Origin of the sequence: Mesorhizobium sp. M0514, from assembly GCF_040321145.1 — a bacterium.
Classification (GTDB): domain Bacteria; phylum Pseudomonadota; class Alphaproteobacteria; order Rhizobiales; family Rhizobiaceae; genus Mesorhizobium.
The window spans coordinates 1-13,887 of the sequence record NZ_JAMYQZ010000038.1 but is presented as its reverse complement, the minus strand read 5'-3'; the positions used below and the strand labels follow the sequence as shown (position 1 = coordinate 13,887).

15 protein-coding genes are annotated in these 13,887 nt (G+C 65.1%); 10 read left to right on the top strand and 5 right to left on the bottom strand.

The genetic code is table 11. The features are described from left to right. The first annotated feature begins 24 nt into the window (after nt 1-24). Complete coding sequence (locus NKI61_RS17155) at nt 25-1,992, top strand: glycoside hydrolase family 127 protein (protein WP_352840125.1); 1,968 nt, start codon at nt 25-27, stop codon at nt 1,990-1,992. Nucleotide 1,993: 1 nt separating this feature from the next. On the opposite strand, the gene NKI61_RS17150 is transcribed toward NKI61_RS17155, so the two are convergent. The 3 genes from NKI61_RS17150 to efp all read right to left on the bottom strand — a co-directional run bounded on the left by NKI61_RS17150 (nt 1,994) and on the right by efp (nt 4,940). Next, nucleotides 1,994-2,794: an endonuclease/exonuclease/phosphatase family protein gene (locus tag NKI61_RS17150; RefSeq protein WP_352840124.1), complete on the bottom strand. Its 801-nt coding sequence runs from the start codon at nt 2,792-2,794 to the stop codon at nt 1,994-1,996. A 26-nt stretch (nt 2,795-2,820) separates the two neighbouring features. Beyond that, the gene (locus tag NKI61_RS17145; RefSeq protein WP_352840123.1) at nt 2,821-4,281 is read right to left on the bottom strand and encodes a phospholipase D-like domain-containing protein; all 1,461 of its coding nucleotides are present in this window, start codon (nt 4,279-4,281) and stop codon (nt 2,821-2,823) included. An 89-nt stretch (nt 4,282-4,370) separates the two neighbouring features. Then, nucleotides 4,371-4,940, bottom strand: coding sequence for an elongation factor P (efp, locus tag NKI61_RS17140; RefSeq protein ID WP_023682947.1), 570 nt, complete (start codon nt 4,938-4,940; stop codon nt 4,371-4,373). 129 nt (nt 4,941-5,069) lie between these two features. On the opposite strand from efp, the gene epmA reads away from it, so the two are divergent. The 8 genes from epmA to NKI61_RS32915 all read left to right on the top strand — a co-directional run bounded on the left by epmA (nt 5,070) and on the right by NKI61_RS32915 (nt 12,475). Continuing rightward, nucleotides 5,070-6,116 (top strand): EF-P lysine aminoacylase EpmA, encoded by a 1,047-nt coding sequence (gene epmA, locus NKI61_RS17135; protein WP_023805032.1) that lies wholly within the window; start codon nt 5,070-5,072, stop codon nt 6,114-6,116. A 199-nt stretch (nt 6,117-6,315) separates the two neighbouring features. Beyond that, nucleotides 6,316-7,659, top strand: coding sequence for a TldD/PmbA family protein (locus tag NKI61_RS17130; protein ID WP_352840122.1), 1,344 nt, complete (start codon nt 6,316-6,318; stop codon nt 7,657-7,659). Then, nucleotides 7,646-8,452, top strand: a complete 807-nt coding sequence (locus NKI61_RS17125; RefSeq protein WP_023689592.1) for a 3'(2'),5'-bisphosphate nucleotidase CysQ — start codon at nt 7,646-7,648, stop codon at nt 8,450-8,452. The genes NKI61_RS17130 and NKI61_RS17125 overlap by 14 nt, the downstream gene beginning before the upstream one ends. A 68-nt stretch (nt 8,453-8,520) precedes the next feature. Next, nucleotides 8,521-8,766 (top strand): DUF4170 domain-containing protein, encoded by a 246-nt coding sequence (locus NKI61_RS17120; protein ID WP_023682943.1) that lies wholly within the window; start codon nt 8,521-8,523, stop codon nt 8,764-8,766. Between the two features lie 5 nt (nt 8,767-8,771). Further along, nucleotides 8,772-9,560: a lysophospholipid acyltransferase family protein gene (locus NKI61_RS17115; RefSeq protein ID WP_023682942.1), complete on the top strand. Its 789-nt coding sequence runs from the start codon at nt 8,772-8,774 to the stop codon at nt 9,558-9,560. Further along, nucleotides 9,557-10,873 carry a lipid IV(A) 3-deoxy-D-manno-octulosonic acid transferase gene (waaA, locus tag NKI61_RS17110; RefSeq protein ID WP_023671577.1) on the top strand — a complete coding sequence of 439 codons (1,317 nt, stop codon included), beginning with the start codon at nt 9,557-9,559 and terminating at the stop codon, nt 10,871-10,873. The genes NKI61_RS17115 and waaA overlap by 4 nt, the downstream gene beginning before the upstream one ends. After that, nucleotides 10,874-11,902: a tetraacyldisaccharide 4'-kinase gene (gene lpxK, locus NKI61_RS17105; protein ID WP_023734236.1), complete on the top strand. Its 1,029-nt coding sequence runs from the start codon at nt 10,874-10,876 to the stop codon at nt 11,900-11,902. 75 nt (nt 11,903-11,977) lie between these two features. Then, complete coding sequence (locus NKI61_RS32915) at nt 11,978-12,475, top strand: PM0630 family protein (protein ID WP_502899900.1); 498 nt, start codon at nt 11,978-11,980, stop codon at nt 12,473-12,475. 60 nt (nt 12,476-12,535) lie between these two features. Here the strand turns inward: NKI61_RS32915 and NKI61_RS17100 are convergent, their stop codons facing one another. Then, nucleotides 12,536-12,769, bottom strand: coding sequence for a DUF2093 domain-containing protein (locus NKI61_RS17100; protein ID WP_023694434.1), 234 nt, complete (start codon nt 12,767-12,769; stop codon nt 12,536-12,538). 112 nt (nt 12,770-12,881) lie between these two features. Between NKI61_RS17100 and NKI61_RS17095 the strand changes: the two genes are divergently transcribed. Next, on the top strand, nt 12,882-13,487 hold the full coding sequence (locus NKI61_RS17095) for a hypothetical protein (RefSeq protein ID WP_352514941.1): 606 nt from the start codon (nt 12,882-12,884) through the stop codon (nt 13,485-13,487). 17 nt (nt 13,488-13,504) lie between these two features. On the opposite strand, the gene NKI61_RS17090 is transcribed toward NKI61_RS17095, so the two are convergent. Continuing rightward, a partial coding sequence (locus tag NKI61_RS17090) for a LysR substrate-binding domain-containing protein (protein ID WP_352840120.1) occupies nt 13,505-13,887 on the bottom strand: 383 nt, incomplete at its 5' end.

Here is a 13,887-nt window from a genome sequence, read left to right as displayed (position 1 = left end):
ACCAATATCCAACGGAGTGACACGATGACCGTTCAACCATCCGCCAAGCCCGGCAAACTCGCCTTCCGCCCACTGCCGGTGCCGCAGGTCGATGTCCGCGGCTTCTGGGGCGACCGTGTCGATGCCGTGGCGTCGCGCACCGCCGACATCCTCTACGAGCGCTGCGTCGAGGCGCGCATGCTGGAGCAGATCGACCCGGACCGGCCCTCGCCGGGCGTCGTCATTCCGTTCCATTCGCCGTCGCCCGACGAGGCGGCCAGCCCCGGCTTCACCGGCTCGACGGTGACGACGCAGATGTTCTGGGACTCCGATTGGGGCAAGACCATCGAGACCGCGGCCTATTCGCTCTACCGGCGCAAGAACGCGGCACTCGAGACGAAGATCGATGCCGTCATCGACCTGTACGGCAGACTGCAGCAGGAAGACGGTTATCTCTCCAGCTGGTACCAGCGCATCCAGCCCGGCAAGCGCTGGACCAATCTGCGCGACTGCCACGAGCTCTATTGCGCCGGCCATCTGATCGAAGGCGCGGTCGCTTACTACCAGGCCACCGGCAAGCGCAAGCTGCTGGATATCATGTGCCGCTATGTCGACCATATCGCCGACACCTTCGGTCCGGAGCCGGGCAAGAAGAAGGGCTATTGCGGCCATGAGGAGATCGAGCTGGCGCTGGTCAAGCTGGCGCGGGCGACCGGCGAGCAGAAATATATGGACCTGGCCAGGTATTTCATCGACCAGCGCGGGCAGCAGCCGCATTATTTCGACGAGGAGGCGCGTGCGCGCGGCGCCGACCCGAAGGCCTATCATTTCAAGACTTATGAGTACAACCAGTCGCACAAGCCGGTGCGCGAGCAGGACAAGGTCGTCGGCCATGCGGTCAGGGCAATGTACCTCTATTCCGGCATGGCCGACATCGCCACCGAATATGGCGACGATACGCTCAGGGTAGCGCTCGACCGGCTGTGGAACGATCTCACCACCAAGAACCTCTATATCACCGGCGGCCTCGGGCCGTCGGCGCACAATGAGGGCTTTACCAGCGACTACGACCTGCCCAACGAAACCGCCTATGCCGAGACCTGTGCCTCGGTCGGCCTGGTGTTCTGGGCCAGCCGCATGCTCGGCATGGGTCCCAACGCCCGCTACGCCGACATGATGGAGCGGGCGCTCTACAACGGCTCGATCTCCGGCCTGTCGCTCGACGGCTCGCTGTTCTTCTACGAGAACCCGCTGGAGAGCCGGGGCAGGCACAATCGCTGGAAATGGCATCGCTGCCCCTGTTGCCCGCCGAATATCGGCCGCATGGTCGCCTCCATCGGCAGCTATTTCTACAGCCTGTCGGACGACGCGCTGGCCGTTCATCTCTACGGCGACAGCACCGCGCGCTTCGACATATCGAACCGGGCGGTCAGTCTGATTCAGACCAGCAATTATCCTTGGGATGGCGCGGTCTCCATTCGGATCGAAGCCGACGCGCCGGTCGAGTTCACCTTGCACCTGCGCGTCCCCTCCTGGTGCGGCAAGGCGGCGCTCAAGATCAACGGCGCCGCGGTCGATCTGGACGGCATCACCAGCGACGGCTATGCCGCGATCCGGCGCGAGTGGCGCCAGGGCGACCGGGTCGAACTCGATCTCGAAATGTCGATCGCCCGTCTGTTCGCCAATCCGGAGGTGCGTCAGGACATCGGCCGCGTCGCACTTGCACGCGGTCCGCTGATCTATTGCGTCGAGGAGACCGACAATCCCGGCCAGTTGCATCGGATCGCTCTGCCGCGAACGGCAAAAATCGAGGCGCATGCCGAGCCGAACCTGCTCGGCGGCATCGTCACGCTTTCGGCGCTTGCCAGCAAGGAAGCTCAGGAAAACTGGGAAACCGGGCTCTATCGCACCGATCCGCCGGCGGTGAGAGAAACGAAAATCACCGCCGTCCCGTACTTTGCCTGGGACAACCGCGAACCCGGTGAGATGCTGGTCTGGCTGCGGGACGGATGAGTTACAGGCTGACGAACGCCGTCAGCGGCAAATGATCGGACGCAACCCGCGACAGCGGCGTATCATGAGCTTCCACCGACGAGACCATGCCGTGCCGGTTGGCCATGATCCGGTCGAGCGCCAGTACCGGCAGGCCTGAGGGGAAAGTCGGCACCGCCGCCGGCGTGAAACCAAAGGTGGCGTGCAGCGTCTTGAGCGCCGAGCGGTTGCCCAGCCGCCATTCGTTGAGGTCGCCGAGCAGCAAGGTCGGCCTTTCATCCTGGTTGCTCATGATGTCGAGCACGACGCGGGCCTGCTCCGAGCGCGAGCGGCGCAACAGGCCGAGATGCGCGGCGATGACGCGCAGAGTGCGCGTTTCGTCGAGGTCGATCTCGGCAACCAGCGCGCCGCGGGGCTCCAGTCCCGGAAGCTTGATCTGATGGACGTCGCGCACCGTGCCGCGCTTGAACAAAAGCACGTTGCCGCGCCAGCCATGGCCCTTGCCGCTTCCGGAAACCGGCACCGGTACCAGCCCGGTTTCGTGTTCGATCCGGGCAAGATCGAGCAGCCCCGCGCGGTCGCCGAAGCGGTTGTCGGCTTCCTGCAGCGCGATGACGTCGGGGCCGATCTCGCGGATGACGCGGGCGGTCCGTTCGGGGTCGAACCTGCGGTCGGTGCCGATGCATTTGTGGACGTTGTAGGAGGCGACCACCATCTGGGCGCCTTCAATGTGCTTGCGCGGCGTCGCGTTCGCCGTGCGCGCTTTCCTGCCGCGGATCGACAGGAGCACTGTTTCAGGAAGGCTGCGTCCGTTTATATCCATAGGCCTGCGTTCAATCTGTCCTGATTCTAAAGATAGGGCGATCCCAGCCATAACAACCGGTCAAAAACCCGGATGACAAATGGCCGCGCTCTTAGGGTTGCGAGTGTGACGGGTTTGGCGGAAGCGATTGCCGCTCCGATGCGCCCTTCGATCTCGGCGGCAAAGCCGGTATCCAGCACCTCCAGGTCGATTTCGAAATTCAGCCGCAGCGACCGGGCGTCGAGGTTGGAAGAGCCGACATAGGCCCAGACGCCATCGACCGACAACAGCTTCGAATGGTCGAACGACCCTTCATGGCGCCAGACGCGGCAATAGTGTTTCAGCACCTGGTCGTATTGCGCCGTCATGGCGCGGCCGACCAGGAAGAGATTGTTGACCGCGGGCACGACGATGTCGATCTCGACGCCGCGCCGGGCCGCCGTGACCAGCGCGCTGACAAATTCCCGGTCCGGCAGGAAATAGGGCGACATGATGCGGATCGATTTGCGGGCGACGGAAAATGCCCCCATCAGCAATTTATGGTTGGTTTCGATGCTGGCGTCAGGCCCCGACGCCACCGCCCGCACCAGGATCGGTTGACCGGGAGGCGGCGAGGGCTTTTCCACGTGCCAGACCTCGTCCTTGAGGGCCTCGTTGCCGGCAAAACGCCAGTCTTCGGCGGCAACCGCGAACAGGTCGGCCACGACGGGCCCCGTGACCTGGAAATGCGTATCCGCCGAACTGGCGCTGCCGGCGAATTCGGCCGAGAATCCCTTGCGGATGTTCATGCCTCCCGTGAACGCCACCACACCGTCGACGATCAGGATTTTCCTGTGCGTCCTCAAATTCGCATAGGGAAGTCTCAGGCCCATGACGATGTTGCCGTTGAACAGATCGACGGTGACGCCGGCTTCCCGGAGTGTCCCAAGAATGCTGGGCACGGAATAGCGCACGCCCACCGCATCGATCAGCACGCGAACCGTCACACCGCGCCGGACCGCTCCGGCCAGCGATCCGACAAAACGTCGTCCGATCTCGTCATTGTCGAAGATGTAGGTCTCGAGCAGGATGCTGCGCCGTGCGCCGTCGATCGCCCCGCACATTGCCGCGTAGGCTTCGTCGCCGGTCCTCAGGATGGTGATTGCATTTCCTGAAAGCAGGCCGCGCCGCGCCACCCTGTCGCCTAGCGTCTTCAGGCCGGCAAAGCGCTGGCCGAATTCGGCTGAGATGAGTGTTTCGAGCGCAATGTCGTGGTCGTGTTTGGCTGTCTCGGCTTCACCGGCGACGGGCCGCATGGCGCTGATCGTGGCGCGGCGGATGCGGTTGATGCCGGCAATGGCATAGATGATCGCGCCAAGGAACGGCGACAAGATCATCACGCCGACCCAGCCGGTGGCGGCGCGCACGTCTTCCTTGGTCATGATTGCGTGGACGATGCCGATGGCGGCCATCAGCATCGGAATGATCACAAGGATCAGAGGCCAGTAGGTCACAAAGGTCTGCCACATCGGCAGGACTATCGAGCCAGCGGCCGCAGAAGGCAATGTGGGGGATTAGTACCGGGCAAGGGATTAACCAGGACGGAGGCGCTCGCGCCTCAGTCCTTCGCCCGCTCCACATAGGCCCCGTCAGCCGTCATCACCACCACGCGGGTACCCGGCGCGATGTGCGGCGGCACCAGCGTGCGCACGCCGTTGGAAAGCACGGCCGGCTTGTATGACGAGGACGCCGTCTGGCCTTTGGTCGTCGGCTCCGTCTCGACCACTTCGAAAGTAGCGCGCTGCGGCAGCACCAGGGCTATGGCGATGCCGTTGAACTGCGAAATCTGCACCGCCATGCCTTCGAGCAGGTAGGGCGCCATGTCGCCGACCACGCTTTCCGGCACCGCGACCTGGTCGTAGCTTTCCGGGTTCATGAAGTGATACCCCTCGGCGTCGGCGTAGAGGAAGGTGTGCTCGCGCTCCTCGACATAGGCGCGCTCGACCTGCTCGGTGGTGCGGTAGCGCTCCGAAACCTTCACCCCGTCGGAGATGCGGCGCATGTCGAGCTGGGTGACCGGCGTACCCTTGCCAGGGTGGATGTTTTCGGCAAAGAGGATCACGTAAAGCTTGCCGTCCTTGTCGACGACATTGCCTTTACGGAGCGAACTGGCGATGACCTTCACCACGGTTTTCAATCCTAGACTTCGTTGGCCTGAAACGATCGTTCGGCGCAAATCGGCTGCGAGAGCCGTCGCCGTAGCGCATCTTGGCCCGAACCGCCAGCCCTGTCAGCAATTCCGTTGCCCGGCAAACCCATGACTGGCGCTTCGCCCTGGTGGACGCCGGATGTTCACGCCGACCGCCGGCCGCGGCTGATGGCCCGCAACGCCATAGCTGCCGCAATGCGCGGCTGGTTTGGCGAGCGGGACTTCATCGAGGTCGAGACGGCGGCATTGCAGATTTCGCCCGGCAACGAGGCGCATCTCTCAGCCTTCGCCACCGAGGCGATCGGCGCCGACGGCGCGCGCCGGCCGCTTTATCTCCACACCTCGCCGGAGTTCGCCTGCAAGAAGCTGCTGGCCGCCGGTGAGCGGCGCATCTTCAGCCTGGGCGCCGTCTGGCGCAACCGCGAGCGCGGCCCCTTGCACCATCCCGAATTCACCATGCTGGAATGGTATCGGGTCGGCGAAACCTATGACAGCCTGATGGCCGATTGCGCCGAACTGCTGAAGCTGGCAGCCGAGCGGGCCGGCGCCAAAACCTTCCGCTTTCGCGGCCGCGAGGCCGATCCGTTCGCCGAGCCGGAACGCGTGAGCGTGGCGGAAGCTTTTGCGCGTTACGCCGGCATCGATCTTCTTGCCACCGTTTCTGCCGATGGCGGCACAGACCGCGCCGCACTCCATGATGCTCTGGTCAAGGCCGGCCTGCGCACGGCCGGCGATGACAACTGGGCCGATTTGTTCAGCCGGGTAATGGTCGAGAAGGTCGAACCGGTGCTGGGGCAGGGGCGGGCCACCATCTTGTACGGCTATCCGATCTCGGAAGCGGCGCTCGCCCGGCCGAGCGCGGAGGACCAGCGCGTGGCCGAGCGCTTCGAGCTCTATTGCTGCGGCGTCGAGCTCGCCAATGCTTTTGGCGAACTGACCGATCCGGCCGAGCAGCGCCGACGCTTTGCCGCCGAGATGGACGAGAAGGAGCGCGTCTATGGCGAGCGCTATCCGCTGGATGAGGATTTTCTCGCCGCCCTCGCCATCATGCCGCAAGCCAGCGGCTCGGCGCTCGGCTTCGACCGGCTGGTGATGCTGGCAACGGGCGCGACGAGGATCGATGACGTGATCTGGACGCCAGTCGCCACTCCTTGACGGAAATCGGCATTGGTTAAACTCACAAACCGGTCAAGCCGCGCGTCTGTGGCGGCCGCCGCGGATGGGCTTTGCGGGCCGCTTGGGCGCTATGCCGCAGCGGGACAATTGCCCGTGCGCCATTGCACAAGCCGCATTGGGACAATAGATGGTGCAACAGCCGCTACCGCCCGGCGCGGCTTCAGCCAGGACCACGCGCATGACCGATACATCAGAGGCAGCGAAATTGACCGACCGCGTCGCGGCACTGGTCGAGGCTGCCAAGCGGGCCGGCGCCGACGCCGCCGATGCGGTTGCCGTGCGCGGCCGCTCGATCGGCGTGTCGGTGCGGCTGGGCAAGGTCGAGAACACTGAGGCGTCCGAGGGCGACGATGTCTCGCTGCGCGTCTTCGTCGGCAACCGGGTGGCGAGCGTCTCGGCGACGGCGGCATCGGACCCCAAGGCGCTGGCTGAACGCGCCGTGGCCATGGCCAAAGTCTCGCCCGAGGACCCCTATCAGGGTCTCGCCGATCCGGCTTTGCTGGTCGGCAAGGTGCGCGACCTCGATCTGTTCGACGCCACCGAGGTTTCGGCCGATCAGTTGAAGGAAGCGGCCCTTGCCGCCGAGGAAGCGGCCCTTGCAGTCAAGGGCGTCACCAATTCGGCCGGCAGCGGCGCCAGCGCCGGTCTTGGCGGGCTGGTGCTGGCCACGTCGAACGGCTTCGTCGGCCACTATGTCGCATCGCGCTTTTCGCGTTCGGCCAGCGTTATTGCGGGCGAAGGCACCGGCATGGAGCGCGACTACGAATACTCCTCGAACCAGCATTTTTCCGATCTCGACGCGCCGGAGCTGATCGGCCGCAAGGCCGGCGAGCGCGCCGTGCGCCGCCTCGGCGCCCGCAAGGCGGCGACCGGTCCGGTCAACGTTGTGTTCGATCCGCGCGTCGCGCGCGGCATTGCCGGCCATCTCGCCGGCGCCATCAACGGCGCTTCGGTGGCGCGCAAGACCAGTTTCTTGCGCGAGATGATGGGCAAGCAGGTTGCGTCGGCTGCCATCACCGTCACCGACGAGCCGCTACGGCGTCGCGGCCAGGCCTCGCGCCCGTTCGACGGCGAAGGCGTCGAGGGCGAAAAGCTGTTGATGGTCGAGAACGGCGTGCTGAAGCACTGGTTCCTGTCGACGTCCGCCGCGCGGGAATTGGGGCTGACCACCAACGGACGCGGCGCGCGCAGCGGCTCGTCGGTATCGCCGTCTTCGACCAATCTCGCCATCGAGCCGGGCGACAGGACGCCGGAAGACCTGATCAGGTCGCTGAAATCCGGCTTTTATGTCACCGAAGTGTTCGGCCAGGGCGTCGACATGGTGACCGGCGAATACAGCCGTGGCGTATCCGGCTTCTGGATCGACAATGGTGAGCTTGCCTATCCGGTGGCCGAGGTGACCATCGCCTCCAATTTGAAGACGATGTTCCTCAACATGGTGCCGGCGAGCGATCTTGACCGCGATTTCGGCACCGCCGCACCGACGCTGCTGATCGAAGGAATGACCCTTGCCGGAGCGTGACCCGGTCATATCGGCCGGGGCCTCGGACGACCTCGATCTGCTGCGCGACGCCGCCCGCGAGGCGGGCGCGATCGCCATGCGCTATTTCGGCAAGAACCCGCAAGTGTGGATGAAGGGCGGCACCTCGCCGGTCAGCGAAGCCGACCACGCGGCGGACGCCTATTTGCGCGAGACCCTGCTTGCGGCGCGGCCGGACTATGGCTGGCTATCAGAGGAAACGACTGACGATCCGGCGCGGCTTCTGGCGCGGCGCACCTTTGTCGTCGACCCCATAGACGGCACCCGCGGCTTCCTCGAAGGCCTGCGCTCGTGGTGCGTCAGCGTCGCGGTGGTCGAGAATGGCCGCACGCTCACCGGTGTGCTCGAATGTCCGGCCAAGGGCGAAACCTATTGGGCGCTGCCTGGCCATGGAGCTTTCCGCAACGGCAAGCCGATTGCCGTGCGCGGCCTGGGTAAGACGGTCGAGATCGGCGGGCTGAAGCAGTTGATCGACCTGATGCCGGCGCAATGGCAGGGCCGGGTGCGGCGGGCGGCGCACATTCCCTCTCTCGCCTACCGGCTGGCGATGGTCGCCAACGGCACGCTCGACGCAACCTTCGTCAAGCCCAACGCGCATGACTGGGATATCGCCGCCGCCGATCTCATCTTGCGCGAGGCTGGCGGCGCCGTGCTCGACGGCCATGGCCGCGCGCCGCTTTATGCCGGGGAGATCATCCGTCACGGCGCGCTGGTCGCCGGCAGCGGGCAGTTGCTGACCGTGCTTGCCGGCGTCATTGCCGATACGGAAGCGTGATCGAAGGTTCCAAAGTCGGCAGCTTTGGGCTAGACCTGTCGCAAACTCACAATATGTGAAGGACCGAAATGGCCGCGGAAGACGGAAAGAAACAGCTTTTGCACCTGGTGTTCGGCGGCGAGCTGAAGAAGCTGGGAGGCACCGAGTTCCGCGATCTCGACGCGCTCGACATCGTTGGCGTTTATCCGGACTATCAAACCGCGCACACCGCGTGGAAGGCCAAGGCGCAAGCCAGCGTGGACAATGCCCATATGCGCTATTTCGTCGTCCATCTGCACCGGCTGCTCGACCCTGAAAGCAAGGCCGCCGGTTGACAGCGATGGAGCATGAAGCGGTGAAAGGGCAGCCCACCGGCGCCGCGGTCCGAAGAAGACGCGGCGGCAGTTCGAAGACATTCTGGCGCAAGATCCGCGAGCCGTTGGCGCAGTCGCGAATCGTCAAGAGCATGATCGTCAGCCTGCTCGCCCAGTTCGTCCGCCTGGTGCGCCTGACCAACCGCGTGGTCGAAGGCTCGGCTAAATTTTCAGGCGGCGACTACGCCGAATTCGAACCCGGCATCATCGCGCTCTGGCATGGCCAGCATCTGCTGACCCCAGCCTATTATCCCAAGGGACGGCCGCTGGTCGCCATGGTCTCGCGCAGCGCCGACGCCGAACTCAACGCGCTGATGATCGAAAAATTCGGCATCGAGGCGGTGCGCGGCTCCGGCGGGCGTGAAAGCACGAAGCATCTCGACAAGGGCGGCGCCAAGGCGCTCATCGCCCTGAAAAAGTCACTCGTGGCCGGCAAGAACGTCGCCATGATCGCCGACATTCCCCACGGCACGCCGCGCGACGCGGGGCTTGGTATCGTTCTGCTGGCACGCCTTTCCGGCCGGCCGATCATGCCTGCCGCCATCGCCACCAGCCGCCGCAAGGTGCTGGAAAGGAGCTGGGACAAGACCACCATCAACCTGCCGTTCGGCCGCTCCTCGATCGTCATCGGAACGCCGGTTTTCGTGCCGGCCAATGCCGACGAGGCCGAAATGGAGCGCAAGCGCCAGGAAGTCACGGCCGCGCTCAATGCCGCAACCGCCGAGGCCTATCGGCTCGTGGACGGCAGGCCATGAGCGTCGGCTGGGCGCGCGCCTTCCTGGCGGCCTACCGCCTTGCCGGTGCAGCCGCCTATCCGCTGATGGGTCCCTATGTCGCCTGGCGCACATCGCAGGGCAAGGAAGACCGCAGCCGCAGCCGTGAGCGCTACGGCGTTGCCGGGCGGCCGCGCCCCGAAGGGCCGGTGATCTGGATCCATGCGGCAAGCGTCGGCGAGACCCTTGCGGTCGTGCCGCTGGTGCAAAGCATCCTCGACTACGGTGTCAACATCGTGCTGACGACGGGAACAGTGACCTCGGCGCAGGTTGCCGACGAACGGCTGGGCGACCGCATCATCCACCAATATGTTCCGCTCGACCTCAAGCCGGCCGTCAGCCGCTTTCTCGATCACTGGCGGCCGGACCTGGCTATCATCGCCGAATCCGAGATATGGCCGATGACGATCCTCGAGCTCGGCGCCCGCCACGTGCCGCAGGTGCTGGTCAACGGCCGGCTCTCCGACCGTTCGTTCAAATCCTGGAAGAAGCGCGCCAACATCGCCGAGGCGCTGTTCGAGAACCTTGCACATGTCGTTGCCCAGTCGGATGTCGACGGCGAACGGTTTCGCGCGCTTGGCGCCCGGCCGGTCACCGTGTCCGGCAACCTCAAGGTCGACACCTTGCCGCCGCCCGTCGACGAACGGGCGCTGGCGACGCTGAAGCGCCAGATCGCCGGCCGCCCGACCTGGGCGGCAATTTCGACCCATGACGGCGAGGAGGTGGTCGCGGCGGAAGTCCACGCCACGCTCTACAAGCGCCACCATGGCCTGCTGACGATTATCGTCCCGCGCCATCCCGACCGCGCCGAAGCGCTGGCCGCACAGATTTCCGGCATGGGCCTGAAGCTGGCGCGGCGCAGCAAGGGCGACCGGATCACCGCCGACACCGATATCCTCCTTGGCGATACGATCGGCGAGATGGGGCTTTATCTCCGGCTGACGGAAATCGCCTTTGTCGGCCGCTCGCTGACCTCGGAAGGCGGCCAGAATCCGCTGGAGCCGGCCATGCTCGACACCGCTGTGCTGGCCGGCCGCAACGTCCAGAATTTTCGCGAGGCCTATCAGCGCCTGCTCGACAGCGGCGGCGCCAAGCTGGTGCGCGACCGCGACATGCTGGCCGGCGCCGTCAATTTCCTGCTGAGCAATGAAGTTGCGCGCCATGAGATGATGGCGGCCGGTGCCGCCACAGTCGACCAGATGCGCGGTGCGCTGGCGCACACGCTGAAGTCGCTCGAGCCTTATATCCAGCCATTGATCGTCAAGTCGCGCCTGAAGGGCGCCGACGGGCGATAGGTGGCGTCGGAAGCACCACCTTTCTGGTGGGAAGCGCCGGACTGGCGGGTCTTTGCGCTGTCGCCGCTATCAGCCGTCTATGGCATCGTCGCCGGCCGCCGCATGCATCGGGCGGTACGTGAAAAGATCGACGCGCCAGTGCTTTGCGTCGGCAACTTCACCGTCGGCGGCAGCGGCAAGACGCCGGTCGCCATCGCGCTGGCAAAGCAGGCCAGGCGCATGCAACTCAATCCCGGATTCCTGTCGCGCGGCCATGGCGGCTCGTTCGCGCAGCCGCATGTCGTCGATGCCGGTCACGACGCTGCCAAGCATGTCGGCGACGAGCCGCTGCTTTTGGCCGAGCACGCGCCGGTTGCGGTGAGCCCCAACCGCGCTGCCGGCGCCAAGCTGCTCCTGGAAGCCCATGGTTGCGATTTCCTGATCATGGATGACGGTTTTCAGAGCGCGCGCATCCATATCGATTATGCGCTGGTCGTCGTCGACGCCCGTTACGGCATCGGCAACGGCCGGGTCATTCCGGGCGGTCCGCTGAGAGCCAACATCGTCGACCAACTGGTGTTCACCGACGGGCTGTTGAAGATGGGCGAGGGCGCTGCCGCCGACCAGGTCGTGCGCCAAGCGGCGCGCGCCGGCCGGCCGATCTTCGAGGCGCATGCCGAGCCCGCGGCCAAGGAGCGGTTCGCCGGCCGGCGGTTCCTCGCCTTTGCCGGCATCGGCCACCCCGAAAAATTCTTCGACACGCTGCGCGGCACTGGTGCGGAAGTGGCGCTGAGCCGATCGTTTCCGGACCATCACTTCTATGCCCCTGATGAACTCGCGGAACTGGCGGCAACCGCGCGCCGCGATGGACTGGGCCTCGTCACCACCGCCAAGGACGCCGCCCGGCTGCGCCACGGCGCTGCCCCGGCCGATTTCCTCGCTGAACTCGCCGTGCTGGAGATCGACGCCACGTTCGAACTCGACACTGTGCCGGAGCGCATCATCGACGAGACGCTGGATGCCTGGAGACAGCGCCGGCTGCGAGGGTAGGGCGCTCCCGCGTTGACACAGGATATTTCTCGCCGCTTATCACTATTATAAGTCAGACCGGCTTCAGCGCGGGGGGTGGAATGGTTAGGTTGCGGGCACTCTTTGTGGGCTTTGTTCTTGTGGCGATGGCGAACCCATCTTCGGCGCAGGCACCCACCGCGACCGACAGCGAATTTCTGGTCTCGGTCACCGAAGCGGACGGTGCTACCCACGTTCGGCCCTCAAACATTGTACCGCTTATCCCCGATAGCGCCTGCTTTGAAATGGCGCGTACGTCTGGCGCAAGGCGACAGACTGGTATCGGTCACCGAGGTGTTCGCGCTTCCCGCGGAGCCCAGGCAGTGGGGTGGTATCGACGGAAACGAATACAGCTTGAGCAAGCTATCGGGCGATCGAAGGGTCTCCGAGACCACCATGTTCTACAAACCGCAGGACGGATGGATCTCGCATGGCTGGTGCATGGCCGAGGGTGATCCGATCGGGCCGTATTCCATCAAAGTGCTTGTCGGAGATCGGCTTGTTCATAAATTCGACTTTTCGGTCGAAAACGCGCCGGCATCCTCAAAGCCATAGTCCTGCAGGCGTTCCAGGAAAATCAGATCGACGGTGAGCCTTGCTTTCCGGTGTGCCGATCTAACCCCGGCTGCGCAGGTCCGGATGCATCTCGATCTCGCGGCGCAGCGAGGCGGCGGCGCTGACATAGGGCTCCTGCCTGGCGACGCTCCAATATTTGAGCTCGTCCAGCGGAATGCTCTCGCCGGTCACCGCGCAGCGCACGAAGGCGCCGGGGCTGGTGACCTGGAAGTCGCCGTCGAGATAGCGGATACGGGCTTCCTTGCCGCCGGGGCCTTCGAAGCGGTTCATCATGGAGTGGTGCCAAGGTTCATGCTGATTTCATCGCCATAAATTGCCGGCAAGGTCAAGCTTGACGCAATGCTGAGGCGCTATTGTCGCTCCAAACCATTCTTATGGGACCGGCATGGACATTTCATCCGCCCGCCTGACCGCGCTGCTGCGTGAGGCCATGATGTTGGCAGCGTTGCCGTCGGCGAAGGCCGATCCGGCGAAAGCAGCACTTATAAAGGCGCTGGTGCAGCCGCCGACGCCGTCCGGCGCGCCTTTGCAGCCGGCAGCGGCGCCGGCGCTGCAGGCGCTGTTGTCCGCAGCCACCGCAAAGGGGCAGCAGACGGGTTCTGCCGAGGTCCTGCAAGCCTATCTGGCCCTTGCTGAACCTGGCGTCGAGGCGCCCGACGTTTCCGGGCCAATAGCGGCTGCGATAGGCAAGGCGACGCCAGCCAACGACGATGCACAGCGCGGTCTGCCGCTGCCGTCGGCCAAGGCCGAAGATGGCGCTGCCGCAAAGCCCGCAGGACTGCCCTGGTTTGCGCTTCTCGCACCCGTGGTTTCGCCGCAGCGCCGCGCTGCCACCACCGATATGCCAATGAAGCGGGAGCAGGCGACGTCTGGGCCGAATGATGCGGCCCAGCCGCAAGGCCGACAGCAGACGCGTGTCGGTCTGATGGCGCTGGCAACCGGGTTTCTGGCCGTCGCCATTGTCGGGCTAGCCCTGCTGGTGCTTCGCTGAGCACCGAACGATCGCCGCTATCGCTCGGCTTCGAGGAATGCTTCCATCTTGTCCATCGCCAGCCCCGCCTCGACAGCGATACGGCGTGAAAGTTCGGCGGCAGCCGTGCGTGGCCGCCCCAGCGGCCGGTCGAGCCAGTACGACACCGGGTTCAGCGCCGTGCGCTCGTCAACGGCGACGATGCGGCCTGCCTCCAACTGGTGTCCGGTCAGCGGTGGCCGCGCCAGCGCGATGCCGAGCCCGTAAGCTGCGGCGTCGAGCACCAGATTGTAGTCCTCGAAGCGGCGATCCTGCGGGCGCGGGCGGTAGTCCATCCCTTGCGCGGCAAACCAGGCACGCCACCCCGAAGCGTCGGAATCGTTGATCAGCGGAAATTTGAGCAGCCGGGCCGGGGGGGGGG

What these genes read in the sequence shown, in the direction of transcription:
- NKI61_RS17130 (WP_352840122.1), top strand. Translation starts at nt 6,316, where the DNA reads ATGACCGATACATCAGAGGCAGCGAAATTGACCGACCGCGTCGCGGCA.
- epmA (WP_023805032.1), top strand. Translation starts at nt 5,070, where the DNA reads ATGACTGGCGCTTCGCCCTGGTGGACGCCGGATGTTCACGCCGACCGC.
- waaA (WP_023671577.1), top strand. Translation starts at nt 9,557, where the DNA reads ATGAGCGTCGGCTGGGCGCGCGCCTTCCTGGCGGCCTACCGCCTTGCC.
- NKI61_RS17120 (WP_023682943.1), top strand. Translation starts at nt 8,521, where the DNA reads ATGGCCGCGGAAGACGGAAAGAAACAGCTTTTGCACCTGGTGTTCGGC.
- NKI61_RS17155 (WP_352840125.1), top strand. Translation starts at nt 25, where the DNA reads ATGACCGTTCAACCATCCGCCAAGCCCGGCAAACTCGCCTTCCGCCCA.
- NKI61_RS17100 (WP_023694434.1), bottom strand. Translation starts at nt 12,769, where the DNA reads ATGATGAACCGCTTCGAAGGCCCCGGCGGCAAGGAAGCCCGTATCCGC.
- NKI61_RS17150 (WP_352840124.1), bottom strand. Translation starts at nt 2,794, where the DNA reads ATGGATATAAACGGACGCAGCCTTCCTGAAACAGTGCTCCTGTCGATC.
- NKI61_RS17095 (WP_352514941.1), top strand. Translation starts at nt 12,882, where the DNA reads ATGGACATTTCATCCGCCCGCCTGACCGCGCTGCTGCGTGAGGCCATG.
- NKI61_RS17115 (WP_023682942.1), top strand. Translation starts at nt 8,772, where the DNA reads ATGGAGCATGAAGCGGTGAAAGGGCAGCCCACCGGCGCCGCGGTCCGA.
- NKI61_RS17145 (WP_352840123.1), bottom strand. Translation starts at nt 4,281, where the DNA reads ATGTGGCAGACCTTTGTGACCTACTGGCCTCTGATCCTTGTGATCATT.